The organism is Priestia sp. LL-8 (assembly GCF_036227845.1).
Taxonomy (GTDB): Bacteria; Bacillota; Bacilli; order Bacillales; family Bacillaceae_H; genus Priestia; species Priestia zanthoxyli.
Window position 1 is genome coordinate 788,326 of record NZ_JAZAQH010000001.1, and the last position, 14,707, is coordinate 803,032.

A 14,707-nucleotide genomic window follows, 5' to 3' on the forward strand; every position below is an offset into this window, starting at 1 on the left:
ATTCGTGAATTAGTATACATTGTGACAGCGTCCAGCACAATGGAGAAGAGTGCCAAAGATAAAAATATAATCCCAAAAAGTTTTGTAGGTTTCTGTATGCTCTCGTAGGTTGCATTGTACATTAAAAACGAAAATGAAATCGCGCTTTATGAAAGCGCTTTAAAATAAAAAGTTAATGAAGTGATGAGGTGATTTTAATGAAAAGAGAAATTGAACAGGAAATGTCTTACTTACAGCTCACTGCAAAAGACCGGTTACAGGAGTGGGTGCAACAAATAAAAGAATTTTCGTCAGAAGGAAAAACGGCTGATTACATTCCAGCACTGAAAGATATGGACTCGTCTCAATTAGGTATTTGTTTGATTGGTGCTGACGGAACGGTTATCCAGTCTGGCGATTACGAAGCGGTATTTACTCTTCAAAGTATTTCTAAAGTCATTAGCTTTATAGCAGCCTGCTTATGCTGCGGCATTCCTTATGTACTAGAGAGAGTGGATGTAGAGCCAACTGGAGATGCATTTAATTCTATTATAAGACTGGAAATGCATAAACCAGGAAAGCCGTTCAATCCTATGATTAACGCCGGTGCTTTAACGGTTTCATCTCTTTTATCTGGGGAGACGGCAAAAGAAAAATTAAGCTATTTGTTTGATGTGATAACAATGCTTACCGGGAAAACACCACTCATTAATGAAACCGTCTTTGAATCAGAATGGCAAACGTCTCATCGAAATCGTGCGCTTGCCTACTATTTAAAAGAAACAAACTACTTACAAGGAGAAGTAGAAGAAGTTCTAGAGGTTTACTTAAAGCAGTGCTCAATTGAAGTAACGACTGAAGATATTGCGCTGATCGGATTAATTCTGTCATTAGACGGATATCATCCAGTGTTTCACAAACAAGTCATTCCAAAAGAAGTAGCTAAATTAACAAAAGCGCTCATGCTTACATGCGGTATGTATAATGCCTCCGGAAAGTTTGCGGCATTTGTTGGTATGCCAGCTAAAAGCGGTGTATCAGGAGGAATCATGTCATTGGTGCCACCTAATACGAAAAAGCAGTCTCCATTTCCTGAAGGATGCGGTATCGGAATTTACAGTCCAGCTATTGATGAGTACGGGAATAGCGTAAAAGGCGTTATGCTGCTAAAAAAAATCGCAAAAGAATGGGATTTGAGTATTTTTTAGCCTATTTACGTACTCTTCATTCGCTTCAATAATATAAACACCAAGAGAAAAAACTTTCATGTTTTGCATTTGTTCTACCAAATTTTTTAATGAGGTGATAGGCATGCAACAAGCAATCGAAAGTATGATTAGCGTCATCAATGATTTTTTTTGGTCGAATTTATTAATTATTTTACTTGTATCAATTGGTATTTATTTTACGATTCGCTCTCGTTTTTTGCAGTTTCGCATGTTGAAAGAAATGGTACTTGTTTTGAAAGAAGGACGAGCGGCTAAAGGTGGGGGAGTCTCTCCGTTTCAAGCTTTCTGCATAAGCATGGCAGCTCGGGTAGGGACGGGAAATATTACCGGTATAGCGATTGCTATTGCTCTTGGTGGCCCGGGTGCTGTATTTTGGATGTGGATTATTGCTATTATCGGTTCAGTATCAAGTTTTGTAGAAAGTACACTCGCTCAAATCTATAAAGTAAAAGGGTCAAACGGATTTCGAGGAGGACCCGCTTACTATATGGAAAAAGGGTTAAATAAAAGATGGATGGGCGGTCTATTTGCTGTATTCATTACACTATCATTTGGCCTGGTGTTTAACGCTGTGCAGTCTAATACGATTACGCTGGCATTTGAGAACTCTTTCGGAACGAGCCGCTTGTTGATTGGGATTATTATGACAGTTATATTTGCGGTAATTATTTTTGGCGGGATCAAACGCATCGCCAAGATATCGGAATACATCGTTGTCGTATTAGCCGTTTTATACATTGGAATGGCTCTGTTCATTATCTTTAAAAATATTGATCAAATGCCTGCCGTTCTATCTCTAATTGTGAAAAATGCATTTGGATTTGAACAGGCGCTTGGGGGATCAATTGGTGCAACGTTAATCAACGGAGTAAAGCGCGGACTGTTTTCCAATGAAGCAGGGATGGGAAGTGCTCCCAACGCGGCGGCAACTGCAGTGACGAGTCACCCAGTTAAACAAGGTCTTATCCAAGCATTTGGTGTCTTGACGGACACACTCGTGATTTGTACAAGCACAGCATTTATCGTTCTCTTATCCCCCGCCTATAAGCAGGGACTAAGCGGCATTGAATTAACCCAAGCTTCTCTTAGTACACATATCGGTTCTTGGGCATCAGGGTTTTTAGCTATCATGGTATTTCTATTTGCTTTTAGTACGTTAATTGGCAATTATTATTATGGAGAAACGAATATTGAATTTTTAAATTCAAATAAGATGTGGCTTTGGTCTTATCGTGTAGGTGTTTTAGCGATGGTTATTTTTGGGTCGGTCGCTCAGCTTCAGCTTGTATGGAATTTGGCAGACTTATTTATGGGGATGATGGTAGTGGTGAACTTAATTGCTATTTTTCTATTATCGAAAGTGGCGTTTTCTGCCTTGCATGACTATAATCAGCAGAAAAAGGAAGGGAAAAATCCAGTCTTTTATAAAGATGCGTTAGAAAACAATCAAAATATTGAATGTTGGGAAAGAGAATCGACTTCATCCCCTTCTGAAAAAGAGAATATTATCTAAAAAAAGTTCAGCCAGTTGGCTGAACTTTTTTTATGCGTTTTTCTTTAATTCAGTTTGCGTAGTGCCTTTAGAAAATAATGTTTCTTTCACGCCATTTGTTGCTGCTTTCGTTTTTGCCGAAAAGATTGGATTTAAAATAACAACTACGAGTAGGTTAGATAATAATCCCCAGAACCCTTCATAAAGACCAAATGAATTTCCTGTGGCATGGACGGTAAACGTTACAACCAGCCCTACTACTAATCCAGCAATCGTACTTTCTTTCGATTGATTTCTCCAAAACAGGCTGATAACGATAGCCGGGAAGATTTGTACCATACCGGATACCCCTAGTAACTGTAGGGAAACAAGTGCTTGAGGGAATAATAAACCGAATAAAAGTGCCAGTCCAATAACAACGAAAACCATAGAACGAGTAACCATTGTTAATGTTTTACCCTGTACATTTGGATTAATTAAATCTCTGAATATATTATTTGCAAATAAGTTAGACGCTCCGATAGCCATGATAGAACATGGAATTAATGAAGCAAGAGCAATCGTTGCATAAGCTAACCCTTGGCCAATGCCGCCATATGAATATTGAATTAAGGTTAATAATGCTAATCTAGGATCCGTTGTATCTTGAGGTAATACTTGATAAGCAATAAATCCTAAGAAGATGACTAGAATTAAAACAATATTGTAAAGCGGTAAGAAAATAGCATTTTTACGAAGCGAATCTGCACTTTTAGCAGTGAAAACACCTGTAGCAGCGTGGGCCCACATGAATAAAGCTAAAGCAGATACGAGTGATGCTGTAATAAACCATGGAATGCCTTTAGGTCCTTGTGTTGGGACCGTTAATAGCTGAGGCGCATCCTTTGCAACATTGTCGATCATGTTGCCCCAGCTTCCAAAATGCATAATTGGCAGAGAAACAACCATAAATAACATAATCGCCCATACTAAAATATCTTTAATAATTGCCGTATATGTGGGACCTTTAATTCCGCTGAAAAAGGTATAAAGAGCCACAAGAAAGAATGAAAGAATAACGACAGCTTTTACGTTAATGTAGCCAGTTCCTGCAACGCGAAGAGTATCTTGAATACCGCTAAGCTGAAGATCAATATATGGAATAAGCATCAATACACCTACTATGGCAATTAAAGAGGAGAGAAATTTACTGCTAAAACGTTCTCTGGCATAATCAGCAAGTGTAGTAAGTTTGTGCTTTTTAGCAACAGTCCAAAGCTTTGGAAGAAAAAAGTATGAAATTAAAAAGGCTAAAACAGAGTAAGGGATGGCAAAAAATGCGATGCTTCCTCCCTGATAAGCTGTACTCGTAAGACCTAGGAATGTATAAGCAGTATATAAATCTGCTCCTACTAAAAGCCAGACAAGCAGGCTTCCAAAACGTCTTCCACCTACAGCCCACTCTTCAACTGAGCTTCTAGATGATTTGTCACGTCCCGCTATAAAGCCAATTGCGATAACGACAAGAACAATTGCTGATGTGATTAAAAGTGCTGTTAAATTTCCTTGCATTATTCAATGTCCCCCCAAGATTTTTGTAAACGATAAATAATAAATGTACACACAGGCGTTAAGAAGACCCATAAAAATAACCATAAATGCAAAAGAGGTAATCCAAAAATAATTGGATGAATGTTATTTACAAAAGGTAAAAAAGCGAATTGAGCAATAAATGGAATGATGAATAAAATAAAAATTATGAATTTTCTGTTCAATTTTACTCCTCCTACTAAAAATTTATCTAACAATGTTCACTATGATAGCAAGTCTGACATGGTAAAGCAATAAGTTTTTTGAAAATTTCGTTATAATCCATGGAAATTTTTTTAGAAAAACAAAAAAGAGCTTATAATGAGAGTATATTTGAAATGATTATGAAAGAAAAAAAGGGGAGGAATCTAAGCGAAGTTGCTCTTGAAGCAAAAAGAAAATGGAAAAGAAGAAATTTAGTTTTGACCGAGAAATTTTTGTTATTTCGATGAGATAAAGTATATTGCTATTGCATCATAAGAAAAGAATTTGTATGTTCCAATAGAGATTCATGGGAAGAATAAAACAGAGCAAATAAAAAAACTAGACAATAAGTGCTTGTCTAGTTCCACCACTCTGTCAATGGTCCTTTGTCGCCATAAACAGGATCTGTTGTAGGAATAGGTACTTGGGCAATTTCATCAAATACGTGAGGGCGATCAGTTTGTTTTCCTGTTCGTAAATTGTAATCCATGCCCTCAGGATAAGCTCCAACCACTTTAAAATCAGCAGTTGACTGCAGACGCATGTGCCCTGTGCCTGCAGGAAGTACGAGCACATCGCCAGCATGCACCACGATATTTTCCCCCATATGTCCACCTAGTTTTAAACGTGCAGATCCGCTAATTACACCTAGTGCTTCATGAGAATTGCTGTGGTAATGGTGGAAATCATATATGCCGCCTACCCAGCTGTTTTTCCAGTTGTGAGAATTAAAAATGCTCTCCACTTTCTCTTTCTTACTAATAAATACGTGTTCATACAACAAAACTGGGAGACGAGGGTGATTTGGAATGGTTCCGTCGTCATCAAAATAAAGAACTTTTACATTTGCATAATTCATAAGCATCCCTCTAACAATCTTTTTTCGTAATTTTCCCTGTTTTTTGCTTGTGTAAACAGAGAAGTTTGCTCGAAGTACTTCATTCGTTGCGAAGTGCATGATATGTAGGTTTTAACGTTTTCCCAAAAGCAGTGTCCCACTTCAAGCGTAGCTAAGTGGTGGGCAGTTCACTTTAGTATCTTTTCTTCATATTGTATATAAGTAAAGGGTCTAGTGCAAGAATTCTATGGATATATAGCTGTTAATTCTTATTTTGTAAATGAATAATATATATTAATATAATTTGTAGAAGGTAATTTGCTCGTGGAGTAAAAAAATTAAATGATAGAGAAAGTTAGGATTTTAGTTCTTTTTGTAATTTAAAAGAGGTTTTCAGAAGGATTATTCGAAATTTTACGAATAATTTATTATTTTTAGAAAAGCAATGTAAATATTTTTGTGTATTGAGTAATAGTAATGAATATTATATACTGATAAAAAATATATTCCTATATGTGACTGGCGCAACATGGATGACCATGGGGGAGCATATAGCGTATAAGCCGCGCGCCTGGGCAAACACTTGAGAAAATTTCGCAAGTGTTTTTTTTATTTTCCTAGGGAAGAGGAGTAGATTTGGATGAGCAATATGCAAAGGAAGATGGGAACATTTGCTTTAACCATGACAGGCATAGGTTCGATTATTGGTTCGGGATGGCTGTTTGGAGCATGGAAAGCAGCTCAAATTGCGGGACCCGCGGCTATTTTTTCATGGGTTATTGGAATGGTGGTTATTTTGACCATTGCTCTATCATATGCTGAACTGGGCGCCATGTTTCCACAAGCAGGGGGGATGGTTAAATATCCTCAGTATTCACACGGATCATTTATTGGGTTTTTGGCTGCTTGGGCTAACTGGATTTCAATCGCTTCAACGATAACAGTGGAGGCTATTGCATCTGTGCAATATATGAGTACTTGGCCGTGGAAATGGGCTCGCTGGACTCATGAATTAGTAGATAATGGCATTTTAACGCCCAAGGGCTTGGCAGTTGCGTCTTTGTTATTATTCGTTTACTTTTTTGTGAATTATTGGACGGTAAATCTTTTTGCTAAAGCAAACTCATTTATTACGATTGTTAAATTGATTATTCCTGGTTTAACGGCAGGGGCTTTATTTTTTGCTGGTTTTCATAGTGGAAACTTTTCAAGTGAGCATGGGGTTGCTCCTTATGGGTGGGCCAGTGTTTTAACGGCAGTTGCAACATCAGGTATTGTGTTTGCATTTAACGGGTTTCAAAGTCCTGTAAATATGGCAGGAGAAGCAAAATCACCTAATAAATCAATTCCGGTAGCTGTAATTGGTTCAATTTTTATTGCTGGAATTGTATACATTATATTGCAAATTGTTTTTATCGGAGCAGTAAGTCCGTCATCAATTGCTGATGGATGGAATCATTTGAATTTTAATTCTCCTTTTGCTGATTTAGCGATTGCACTTGGAATTAACTGGCTAACAATTGTGTTATACGCAGATGCATTTGTTTCCCCTTCCGGCACAGGTGCTACATATACGGCAACTACTTCTAGAATGTTATACGGGATGCAGAAAAATGGATATTTGCCAAAGATATTTGGTACTCTTCATCCACTTTACAATGTTCCGCGCCCAGCTATGTGGCTAAATTTAGCAGCTTGCTTTTTGTTTCTCTTTTTATTTAGAGGATGGGGTGTCTTAGCAGAAGTGATCTCAGTAGCGACGCTTATCTCTTATATTATGGGCCCTGTAGCGCTTATAACATTAAGAAAAACGGCTTCACACTTTTACCGTCCATTTTATTTAAAAGGGGCATCAGTTATTGCGCCATGCGGCTTCGTTTTTGCTTCTTTGACGCTTTACTGGGCAAGGTGGCCGCTTACAGGTGAAGTGATCTTTATTATGGCAATTGGCCTGCCCATTTATTTTTATTACCAAGCGAAAAATAAATGGGTAGGCTTTAAAAAAGAATTTTTAACCGGGGCTTGGATGATTATCTATTTAGCGTGCATGATTTTTATTTCCTACATAGGAAGCGAAAAATTCGGAGGCAAAAATATTTTGCCTTTCGGATGGGATATGGTAGTGATTGCTTGTGTATCATTAGCTTTTTATTACTGGGGAATTAAAAGTGGCAAATCTAACCGATATATGAAAGAAGCTGAACAAATCAATCAAGAAAATTTTCAATCTAAATAAAAAACACGAGCTGATGCTCGTGTTTTTTTTATTTAGATGAGAGGAGAATTTAGACTTAGTTTTTATCAAAATATTGTAAAAAATATAGATTTTAAGGTTTAAGTATTTATATAGAGGGAACCTTTATTTGGGATAAAGTTCTAAAAAAACAAAATAAAGGGGATTAGGCAGCTGTGAAAAAAATGAATGTTTTGGCTTTGGCTTTTGTACTTATGCTAGTATTAGCGGCTTGCAACAGTTCTAAGGAAACGGGAGGATCCACTTCGGCTAAAAATAAGACGATTGAAGCATCCATTGACAGCGCTTCTTATATTTTAGTAGATAGTGATGAAGGAGCTACAAGTGAAGAAAAAGGGCTGTTGAAAGTTGATTTGAAAGTGAAAAATGTATCCAAAAACAGTATATCCTTATCAGATTATGACGGTGTGTATTTATACGAAGGAGATGAACAATTGTCCCCAAAAACGGGAGTGAACAGTCGTGAGCTCGGACTAGAAAACAGTACATCTGACAAGATTGGCGCTGGAAAGCAAAAAAATTTAACGTTTGTCTTTGAAGTCAAAAAAGATAAAAAGTACAAAATTGGGCTTCAGCCAACATCATCTGATTATGATGAAAAAATTGACGAAGTGACATTAACACTGGATACGAAAAAATACGCGAAAAGCTATAATAAGCTGCAAGACCCAGAAAAAGCTCTGCAAGCTTATACAGAAGTCCTTTACTTAAACAAAGAAAACGTAGACTATGATAAATATGTAACAGCAGACAAAACAGCTGTCATAGAAGAACAGAAAAAAGCGTTTAATGAGGAATTAAAAGGTGCTTTTTCTAACAGTTTAACCGACAACGCAAAAAAAGATTTTTTTAACATGTATAAAGATGTTTTAAAAGAAAAAGCAAGCGTGAAAACAAATGTGATTGCGAATGCAAATAATAAAGCCGTAGTAGAAGTGGAGTACACTACTCTTAATTTATCAGACTTATATTCATACGTATCGCAGCTTAAGAGAGCATATACAGATGAAACGAAAGATTACGATACAGAACACTCTGAAGAGTTTGCGGCTTCTAAATTCAAAGATATTGTAAATGAGTTAGAAACGAAAGACGGAAGTCGTCCCCTACGAATTTTTATGGTGAAAGAAGATGGGAAATGGACTGTAAAGTCAAGTGACCTATACAGTGATTCTTTAGGTAAAACGTTTGGATCAAGCTATATTCGATAGACAAAAAAGAGAAGAATTTTTCTTCTCTTTTTTGTTTTCTGTAAATAAATCAACGAGTTTTTTGTAAAGCTAAATTTATCAAAATATGCTAGTATAGGTTCATTCATTCTTTTATTCTTATTATGATAGGCATCAATGGAGGTTCTTACTAATGAAAGCAAATTATTGTAAAGATACAAAGGCCGTTCGAACGAGCCGCATTTTTCCTAATGATATTAATAATCACAATACGTTATTTGGCGGAAAGTTAATGAGTGATATTGATATGATTGCGTCTATTTCAGCTTATCGTCACAGTCGTACAGAGTGTGTGACAGCTTCAGCAGACTCTATTCATTTTCTGCACCCTATTACGCCTCAGGATTCTGTATGTTTGGAGTCATACGTATCATGGACAGGTCGTTCATCCATGGAAGTATTTGTGAAAGTGATTAAAGAAAATTTAAAAACCGGGGAGCGTCAAATTGCAGCCACATCATTTTTAACTTTTGTGGCAATGGATGATGATGGAAAGCCCCGAACAGTACCGGAGCTTATTCCAGAAACAGAAGAAGAAAAATACCTGTTTCAAACGGGGGCAGATCGCGCTGCCACGCGTAAACAAGTGCGTAAAAAAAGCAATGAACTAGCCTCGGTATTGGATTTAGGACAACCTTGGTAGGATAAAAGAGAGGCTGAAAAGTGTTTTAGCTCAAGTGAAAAACGAACCATTGATCAAGATGCTTGATTAGTGGTTCGTTTTTTTTGTTGTGTTAAACGTAGCTTTCGTGTGTGTAGGTACTTCTAGCAGTTGATTGGAGGGCAAGGCGAAGACTCCCGCGGAAAGCGAAGTCTTGCACGGAAACCAACTGCGGTGTCACAAGCGGTTCAGCCTATGTATCCCATTTGTTCGTCTTTAGATTGGATTCATTTCGTTATGTCTCGACCTCTTTTTTATATTTGATGAATCTTTCCTCCTAACCGAGAGGAGGAAATAAAATTATATGAAATTTATTTTCGTTCATGGTAATATGAATTTAATATAATTTTCTAAAAAGTTTAAAAAGTACAACATTTATGAAGAAAGGTGTCGAGTCTAATGGTAACAGTAGAAGCAGCAGAAAGACAAAACAGCAGCACTGCTCTGCGCCGTGATGTAAAGTTTCTCGGTCAATTGTTGGGGAAAGTTCTGGTTCACCAAGGTGGAGAAGAACTGCTCAACAAAGTAGAAAAAATACGCGAAGTGGCAAAATCACTTAGAGAAAACAAAGATGAAGCTATCTATAAAGAAATAAAAAATGAAATCGTTACTCTTGAACAGCCGATGCGCGAGCAGGTTATTCGGGCGTTTGCAGTTTATTTTCATTTAGTTAATATTGCAGAGCAAAATCATCGAATTCGTCGCAGACGCGAATATCAGCAGCAAGAAGATTCTATTATGCAGCCGGGCTCATTGGAAAGTGCCGTTGTTTCCCTTAAAAATAATGGCGTGGCACCAGACGTAATTGCTAACTTGCTTCAAACTTTATCTCTAGAGCTCATCATTACGGCTCATCCAACAGAAGCCACTAGGCGAAGTGTTCTTGATATTCATAAACGAATGGCTGAGCTTCTGAAAAACTTAGATAATCCAACGTTAACAAAACGTGAACGTACGGAAATTGAAGAAAGACTGTTTAGCGAAGTGTTGATTTTATGGCAAACAAATGAGCTGCGAGATCGCAAACCAACCGTAATGGATGAAGTATCCAATGGATTATATTATTTTGATGAAACGTTATTTGAAGTGCTTCCTCAACTTCATCAGGAATTGGAAAATTCCTTGAAGGAGAATTACCCCGAAGAAAATTGGAAGGTGCCTAATATCCTTCGATTTGGTTCATGGATTGGCGGAGACCGAGATGGAAATCCAAACGTAACTCCCAAAGTAACGTGGCAAACGCTTGTCAAACAAAGGAAGTTAGCTATTCGTAAATATAAAGAGTCGCTTACTCAATTGAGACAAAGGTTAAGTCAGTCTACAAAAAGAGTCGCAGTTTCAGATAACCTTCTTGATTCTATTAATCAAGAAATATCCCTGCTGCCTGAGAAAAAGCGATGGAGAATCAAACACGAAGTATACCGCTGCAAGCTTACGATTATGCTTCATAAATTAAATTTAGTTGGAGAGTCAGAAGCAGGTTATCAAAGGTCGGAAGAACTTCTACATGATTTATTTCTAATCAAAGATAGCTTGCAAAAGCACCAGCCTCAGGATTATCAGTTAAAAAGCTTATGCAAATTAATTCGCCAAGTTGAGCTGTTTGGTTTTCATTTAGCAACGCTTGATATCCGTAATCACAGCGGAGAACATGAAGCGGCGATCAAAGAAATTTTCCATGCTGTTTCTTTAGCTGAAGATTATTCAGCCTTAACAGAAGAGGAAAAAGTTAAGCTGCTAGGGAAGGTGCTTCAAGATCCAAGACCTGTGATATCGTTTGTAGAGAATTACTCCAAAGAAACGCAGCAAGTAATTGAAGTATTTAACATGATTCATCGAGCACATAAAGAATTTGGAGAAAGATCTATTGAAGTCTATTTAATCAGTATGACCCAGTCTGCAAGTGATTTGTTAGAAGTCATGGTACTTGCCAAAGAAGCGGGTATTTATCGCCTTCATGCAGATGGCCGCATTGAAAGTAAGTTAAATATAGCTCCGCTGCTTGAAACAATCGATGATCTCACAGCAGGCCCTAAAATTATGGAACAGCTATTTCAATTAGATTTTTATCGAGAGCACTTAAGAAAACAGCAGGATTTGCAAGAAATCATGCTTGGCTACTCAGATGGAAGCAAAGACGGAGGAACGCTTACCGCTAATTGGAAGCTCTACAAAGCGCAGCAGGAAATTCACGATATGGCGAGGAAGTATCAAGTTCGTCTGAAGTTTTTCCACGGTCGAGGCGGCTCACTAGGCCGAGGAGGTGGCCCGTTAAACCGAAGTATTTTATCTCAGCCTGTTGAGACACTAGGAGACGGCGTTAAAATTACAGAGCAAGGAGAAGTTCTTTCTTCTAGATACTCTTTATATGACATTGCTTACCGAAGTCTTGAGCAAGCGGTCTCAGCTCTTCTTACAGCGGCAGCAAATGTTTCCCAAGAAGCTGAACAATGTGATATTCGTACACATGAATGGGAAGAAACAATGGACGAGATTTCAACTGCTTCATTACGTAAATATCAAGAGCTTGTTTTCAAAGATCCAGACTTTTTAACGTATTTTAAACAAGCTACACCTCTTCCTGAGCTGGGGGCTTTAAATATCGGGTCACGTCCAATGAGTCGAAAAGGAAGTGATCGCTTTGAAGACTTACGAGCGATTCCGTGGGTATTTGCATGGACGCAAAGCAGACAGCTGCTTCCAGCCTGGTACGCTGCAGGTACGGGCTTACAGCACTTAGTAGAGAAATCCGGAGATATACAGCTTCTTCAGCAAATGTATAAAGAATGGCCATTTTTCCGCTCGACCGTTGATAATCTGCAAATGGCCTTAACAAAAGCAGATTTAATGGCAGCAAAAGAATATACGGAAATGGTACAAGACCCGGTTATTTCAGAGCGGATTTTTACCGCTATTAAAACAGAGTATAATGTTACGAAAGAAATGATTCTTCAAATCACGGGTCAAAAAGAATTAATGGATCATCTTCCTACGATTAAAGAATCTATTAAATTACGAAATCCGTATGTGGACCCTCTAACCTTCTTACAAGTTAAGGTCATTTCCAAGCTGCGTGAAGATGAGGCTGAAACGTTAAATGAAGAACTTTTAAAAGAAGCGTTATTAACGATTAACGGCATTGCAGCAGGGTTGCGTAACACAGGTTGATGATATTAAAGGACACCTCAAGAAAACAAAAGAGGTGTCTTTTTTTTTATTATTCTCACATAAAGAACTGCCTGTCAGTTCCCTCTCTTTTAAAGAGAACTTCCGCTTGTTAAATAGGCACTGAGAAAAATCAATGATAAAATAGAGAGGAAATGGTAATATTCTACAAGCAAATGCCAGTGGTGGGGTAACTAGATTGAATATGGAGGACGAGGATAATGGTAAAAAATTCGCAAATTTTCATTGAAGCTGACTCCGAGAATTCTGTATTTATTGGACTAGAATTTTGTGAGTATACACAAAAAATGAATCCTACTTGTTTGTCCAAACAGCATATAAATGTGTTTATTCATCCGGAAGAACTCACTGTGGAATTTAAGAAAACAAAAAGTGATAGAACTATCGATGATTTCCATCTGATGCATATCGTTCCGGTTCATTGCTTTAATTATTTATTATGTTCAATTTCGCAAGGTATTGTTACAGATGTTCAGCTGAAAGCGGTCGGTCATCAAGGAGAAACGTTGTTTGAAGAAAATCTTACATTGAAGTTTCATGAAAAAGCGACGGATTATGAAGAAACCCTCTCATTTTTCAAACATTTAAATCAAGAAATACAAAAACAGACGAAAAAATATACAGCCAGTTATATGAGCTCATGATAAAGGAAGCTGCGGTTTTTAAAACCGCAGCTTTTATTCGTTTAACCGAAAAAATTATGTTAGAGATGCTTACAAAGCAAGAGATTTTTCCGTGGGAAATTGATAAAGTGAAAATAAGAGAAATCAGTGGACAGAAAAGCTTTTAGCGGCTGGCCGCTCTTTATTCAATATATAAGGGTTAGGTTTTGAGATTAAAAAAATAGCGATGAATACGTATTGTCATTGTAGATGAAGTGCTAAGGTCGCTCTATCTGCAATTATGTAAAATCTTCGCGTGCTTATAGTCTGTTTTACGGAATGAAAAAGCTGCGGAATTAGAAGAACTCCTTCTATTTCTGCGGTTTTTTTTATAAACAAGAAATAAATTCACTTATCGTACGGAGGCGATGCAGATGATTAAAGATTTAGTATTGGCTAAGGAATGGCTGCCTGCAGCTTATTCACATGATTTAACGGATCAGCCCTTGCAAGTAACGATTTTAGAAGAGCGAGTTGCGCTTTTTCGCACAACTAATGCCATTAAAGCATTTAAAGATTTGTGCATCCATCGTGGTGCAGCATTATCTCTTGGAAAAGTAGTAGATGATTGCATTGTGTGCCCTTATCACGGATGGAAATACGATGAAGCCGGGGCTTGTGTGAAAATTCCTCAACAGCCGCCGGGAAGAGCTATTCCTTCAAAAGCAAAAGCACAGGTATATGATTGCGTTGAAAAGTACGGGATTATATGGGTGAAGATGAACAGCGAGGCAAGTGATACTCCTCTTCCTCAGTATGACGAATACCTTAACCCCGGATTTAAAACGGTTTGCGCCAACCCTCATACTCTGCAGGCAGCAGCTCCTCGTGTAGTAGAAAACTTTTTAGATGTAAGCCATTTGGCTTTTGTTCACGAAGGAAGCCTTGGACACTCGGACTACGCCGAAATTCCTGATTATAAGGTACATTGGAAAGATAACCGATACGTTTCTGATGAAATCGCTGTGTACGCAGATGCAGATGGTACGGGTAACTTTGCAACTATTTATTATACTTTTGAAATTCTTCGTCCTACCGTTGCAAGGTTGAAAAAAGTGAACTATGAAACGGGTGAAATCTTTTCGATGCTGTTTGCGGTTTTACCTGAAGAGGAAAGAAAGTCGACCGTGTTTGCATTGGTTTCTAGAAACTATTCGTTTGATGAACCTGATCAATATTTCCGTGATTTTCAGCAGCTTATTATTGAACAAGATACGAGCATTGTAGAAAGTCAAAAACCGGAAGAGCTGCCGCTTGACTTACAAGCAGAGCTTCATTTGAATCCGGACCGACTGAGTATTGCCTATAGAAGATGGCTCGGTGATTTAGGAGTGACCTTTGGAAGTGACATAGGAACAAGGTTAAAAAAAGCTGCTCAATAAAAAGAAGAAAGGAGACTCCTTT

12 protein-coding genes and 1 riboswitch are annotated in these 14,707 nt (G+C 37.8%); of the genes, 9 read left to right on the top strand and 3 right to left on the bottom strand.

All coding sequences use genetic code 11. The features are described 5' to 3' along the window. Nucleotides 1–197: 197 nt before the first annotated feature. The gene (locus U9R83_RS04125) at nucleotides 198–1,187 is read left to right on the top strand and encodes a glutaminase (protein WP_243548791.1); all 990 of its coding nucleotides are present in this window, start codon (nucleotides 198–200) and stop codon (nucleotides 1,185–1,187) included. A gap of 103 nt (nucleotides 1,188–1,290) precedes the next feature. Then, nucleotides 1,291–2,721: an alanine/glycine:cation symporter family protein gene (locus U9R83_RS04130; protein WP_243548794.1), complete on the top strand. Its 1,431-nt coding sequence runs from the start codon at nucleotides 1,291–1,293 to the stop codon at nucleotides 2,719–2,721. Nucleotides 2,722–2,751: 30 nt separating this feature from the next. Here U9R83_RS04130 and U9R83_RS04135 read toward each other — a convergent pair whose 3' ends face one another. The 3 genes from U9R83_RS04135 to U9R83_RS04145 form a co-directional block, all read right to left on the bottom strand. After that, nucleotides 2,752–4,251 carry a sodium:solute symporter family protein gene (locus tag U9R83_RS04135; protein ID WP_014461488.1) on the bottom strand — a complete coding sequence of 500 codons (1,500 nt, stop codon included), beginning with the start codon at nucleotides 4,249–4,251 and terminating at the stop codon, nucleotides 2,752–2,754. Further along, complete coding sequence (locus U9R83_RS04140) at nucleotides 4,251–4,454, bottom strand: DUF3311 domain-containing protein (protein WP_013055514.1); 204 nt, start codon at nucleotides 4,452–4,454, stop codon at nucleotides 4,251–4,253. Before U9R83_RS04140 ends, U9R83_RS04135 begins: the two co-directional genes overlap by 1 nt. 377 nt (nucleotides 4,455–4,831) lie before the next feature. Beyond that, complete coding sequence (locus U9R83_RS04145) at nucleotides 4,832–5,431, bottom strand: cupin domain-containing protein (protein WP_014461487.1); 600 nt, start codon at nucleotides 5,429–5,431, stop codon at nucleotides 4,832–4,834. 385 nt (nucleotides 5,432–5,816) lie between these two features. Continuing rightward, nucleotides 5,817–5,895: riboswitch (ZMP/ZTP riboswitch) on the top strand. Between the two features lie 56 nt (nucleotides 5,896–5,951). Between U9R83_RS04145 and U9R83_RS04150 the strand changes: the two genes are divergently transcribed. The 7 genes from U9R83_RS04150 to U9R83_RS04180 all read left to right on the top strand — a co-directional run bounded on the left by U9R83_RS04150 (nucleotide 5,952) and on the right by U9R83_RS04180 (nucleotide 14,685). Further along, nucleotides 5,952–7,547, top strand: coding sequence for an APC family permease (locus U9R83_RS04150; RefSeq protein ID WP_108674395.1), 1,596 nt, complete (start codon nucleotides 5,952–5,954; stop codon nucleotides 7,545–7,547). A gap of 182 nt (nucleotides 7,548–7,729) precedes the next feature. Beyond that, complete coding sequence (locus tag U9R83_RS04155) at nucleotides 7,730–8,776, top strand: DUF5105 domain-containing protein (protein WP_226313317.1); 1,047 nt, start codon at nucleotides 7,730–7,732, stop codon at nucleotides 8,774–8,776. A gap of 151 nt (nucleotides 8,777–8,927) precedes the next feature. Next, a complete protein-coding gene (locus U9R83_RS04160) occupies nucleotides 8,928–9,437 on the top strand; it encodes an acyl-CoA thioesterase (protein WP_014461483.1) in 510 nt (169 codons plus the stop codon). A gap of 129 nt (nucleotides 9,438–9,566) precedes the next feature. Then, nucleotides 9,567–9,719 (top strand): hypothetical protein, encoded by a 153-nt coding sequence (locus U9R83_RS04165; protein ID WP_181170519.1) that lies wholly within the window; start codon nucleotides 9,567–9,569, stop codon nucleotides 9,717–9,719. A 135-nt stretch (nucleotides 9,720–9,854) separates the two neighbouring features. Next, nucleotides 9,855–12,623 carry a phosphoenolpyruvate carboxylase gene (gene ppc / locus U9R83_RS04170; RefSeq protein WP_014461481.1) on the top strand — a complete coding sequence of 923 codons (2,769 nt, stop codon included), beginning with the start codon at nucleotides 9,855–9,857 and terminating at the stop codon, nucleotides 12,621–12,623. 218 nt (nucleotides 12,624–12,841) lie between these two features. Next, nucleotides 12,842–13,285, top strand: coding sequence for a hypothetical protein (locus tag U9R83_RS04175; RefSeq protein WP_014461480.1), 444 nt, complete (start codon nucleotides 12,842–12,844; stop codon nucleotides 13,283–13,285). 392 nt (nucleotides 13,286–13,677) lie between these two features. Continuing rightward, a complete protein-coding gene (locus tag U9R83_RS04180; RefSeq protein ID WP_042992318.1) occupies nucleotides 13,678–14,685 on the top strand; it encodes an aromatic ring-hydroxylating dioxygenase subunit alpha in 1,008 nt (335 codons plus the stop codon). Nucleotides 14,686–14,707 lie beyond the last annotated feature (22 nt).

Coding starts and splice junctions, on each gene's coding strand:
- U9R83_RS04125 (WP_243548791.1), top strand. CDS start 198: ATGAAAAGAGAAATTGAACAGGAAATGTCTTACTTACAGCTCACTGCA.
- U9R83_RS04130 (WP_243548794.1), top strand. CDS start 1,291: ATGCAACAAGCAATCGAAAGTATGATTAGCGTCATCAATGATTTTTTT.
- U9R83_RS04135 (WP_014461488.1), bottom strand. CDS start 4,251: ATGCAAGGAAATTTAACAGCACTTTTAATCACATCAGCAATTGTTCTT.
- U9R83_RS04145 (WP_014461487.1), bottom strand. CDS start 5,431: ATGCACTTCGCAACGAATGAAGTACTTCGAGCAAACTTCTCTGTTTAC.
- U9R83_RS04150 (WP_108674395.1), top strand. CDS start 5,952: ATGAGCAATATGCAAAGGAAGATGGGAACATTTGCTTTAACCATGACA.
- U9R83_RS04155 (WP_226313317.1), top strand. CDS start 7,730: ATGAATGTTTTGGCTTTGGCTTTTGTACTTATGCTAGTATTAGCGGCT.
- U9R83_RS04160 (WP_014461483.1), top strand. CDS start 8,928: ATGAAAGCAAATTATTGTAAAGATACAAAGGCCGTTCGAACGAGCCGC.
- ppc (WP_014461481.1), top strand. CDS start 9,855: ATGGTAACAGTAGAAGCAGCAGAAAGACAAAACAGCAGCACTGCTCTG.
- U9R83_RS04175 (WP_014461480.1), top strand. CDS start 12,842: ATGGTAAAAAATTCGCAAATTTTCATTGAAGCTGACTCCGAGAATTCT.
- U9R83_RS04180 (WP_042992318.1), top strand. CDS start 13,678: ATGATTAAAGATTTAGTATTGGCTAAGGAATGGCTGCCTGCAGCTTAT.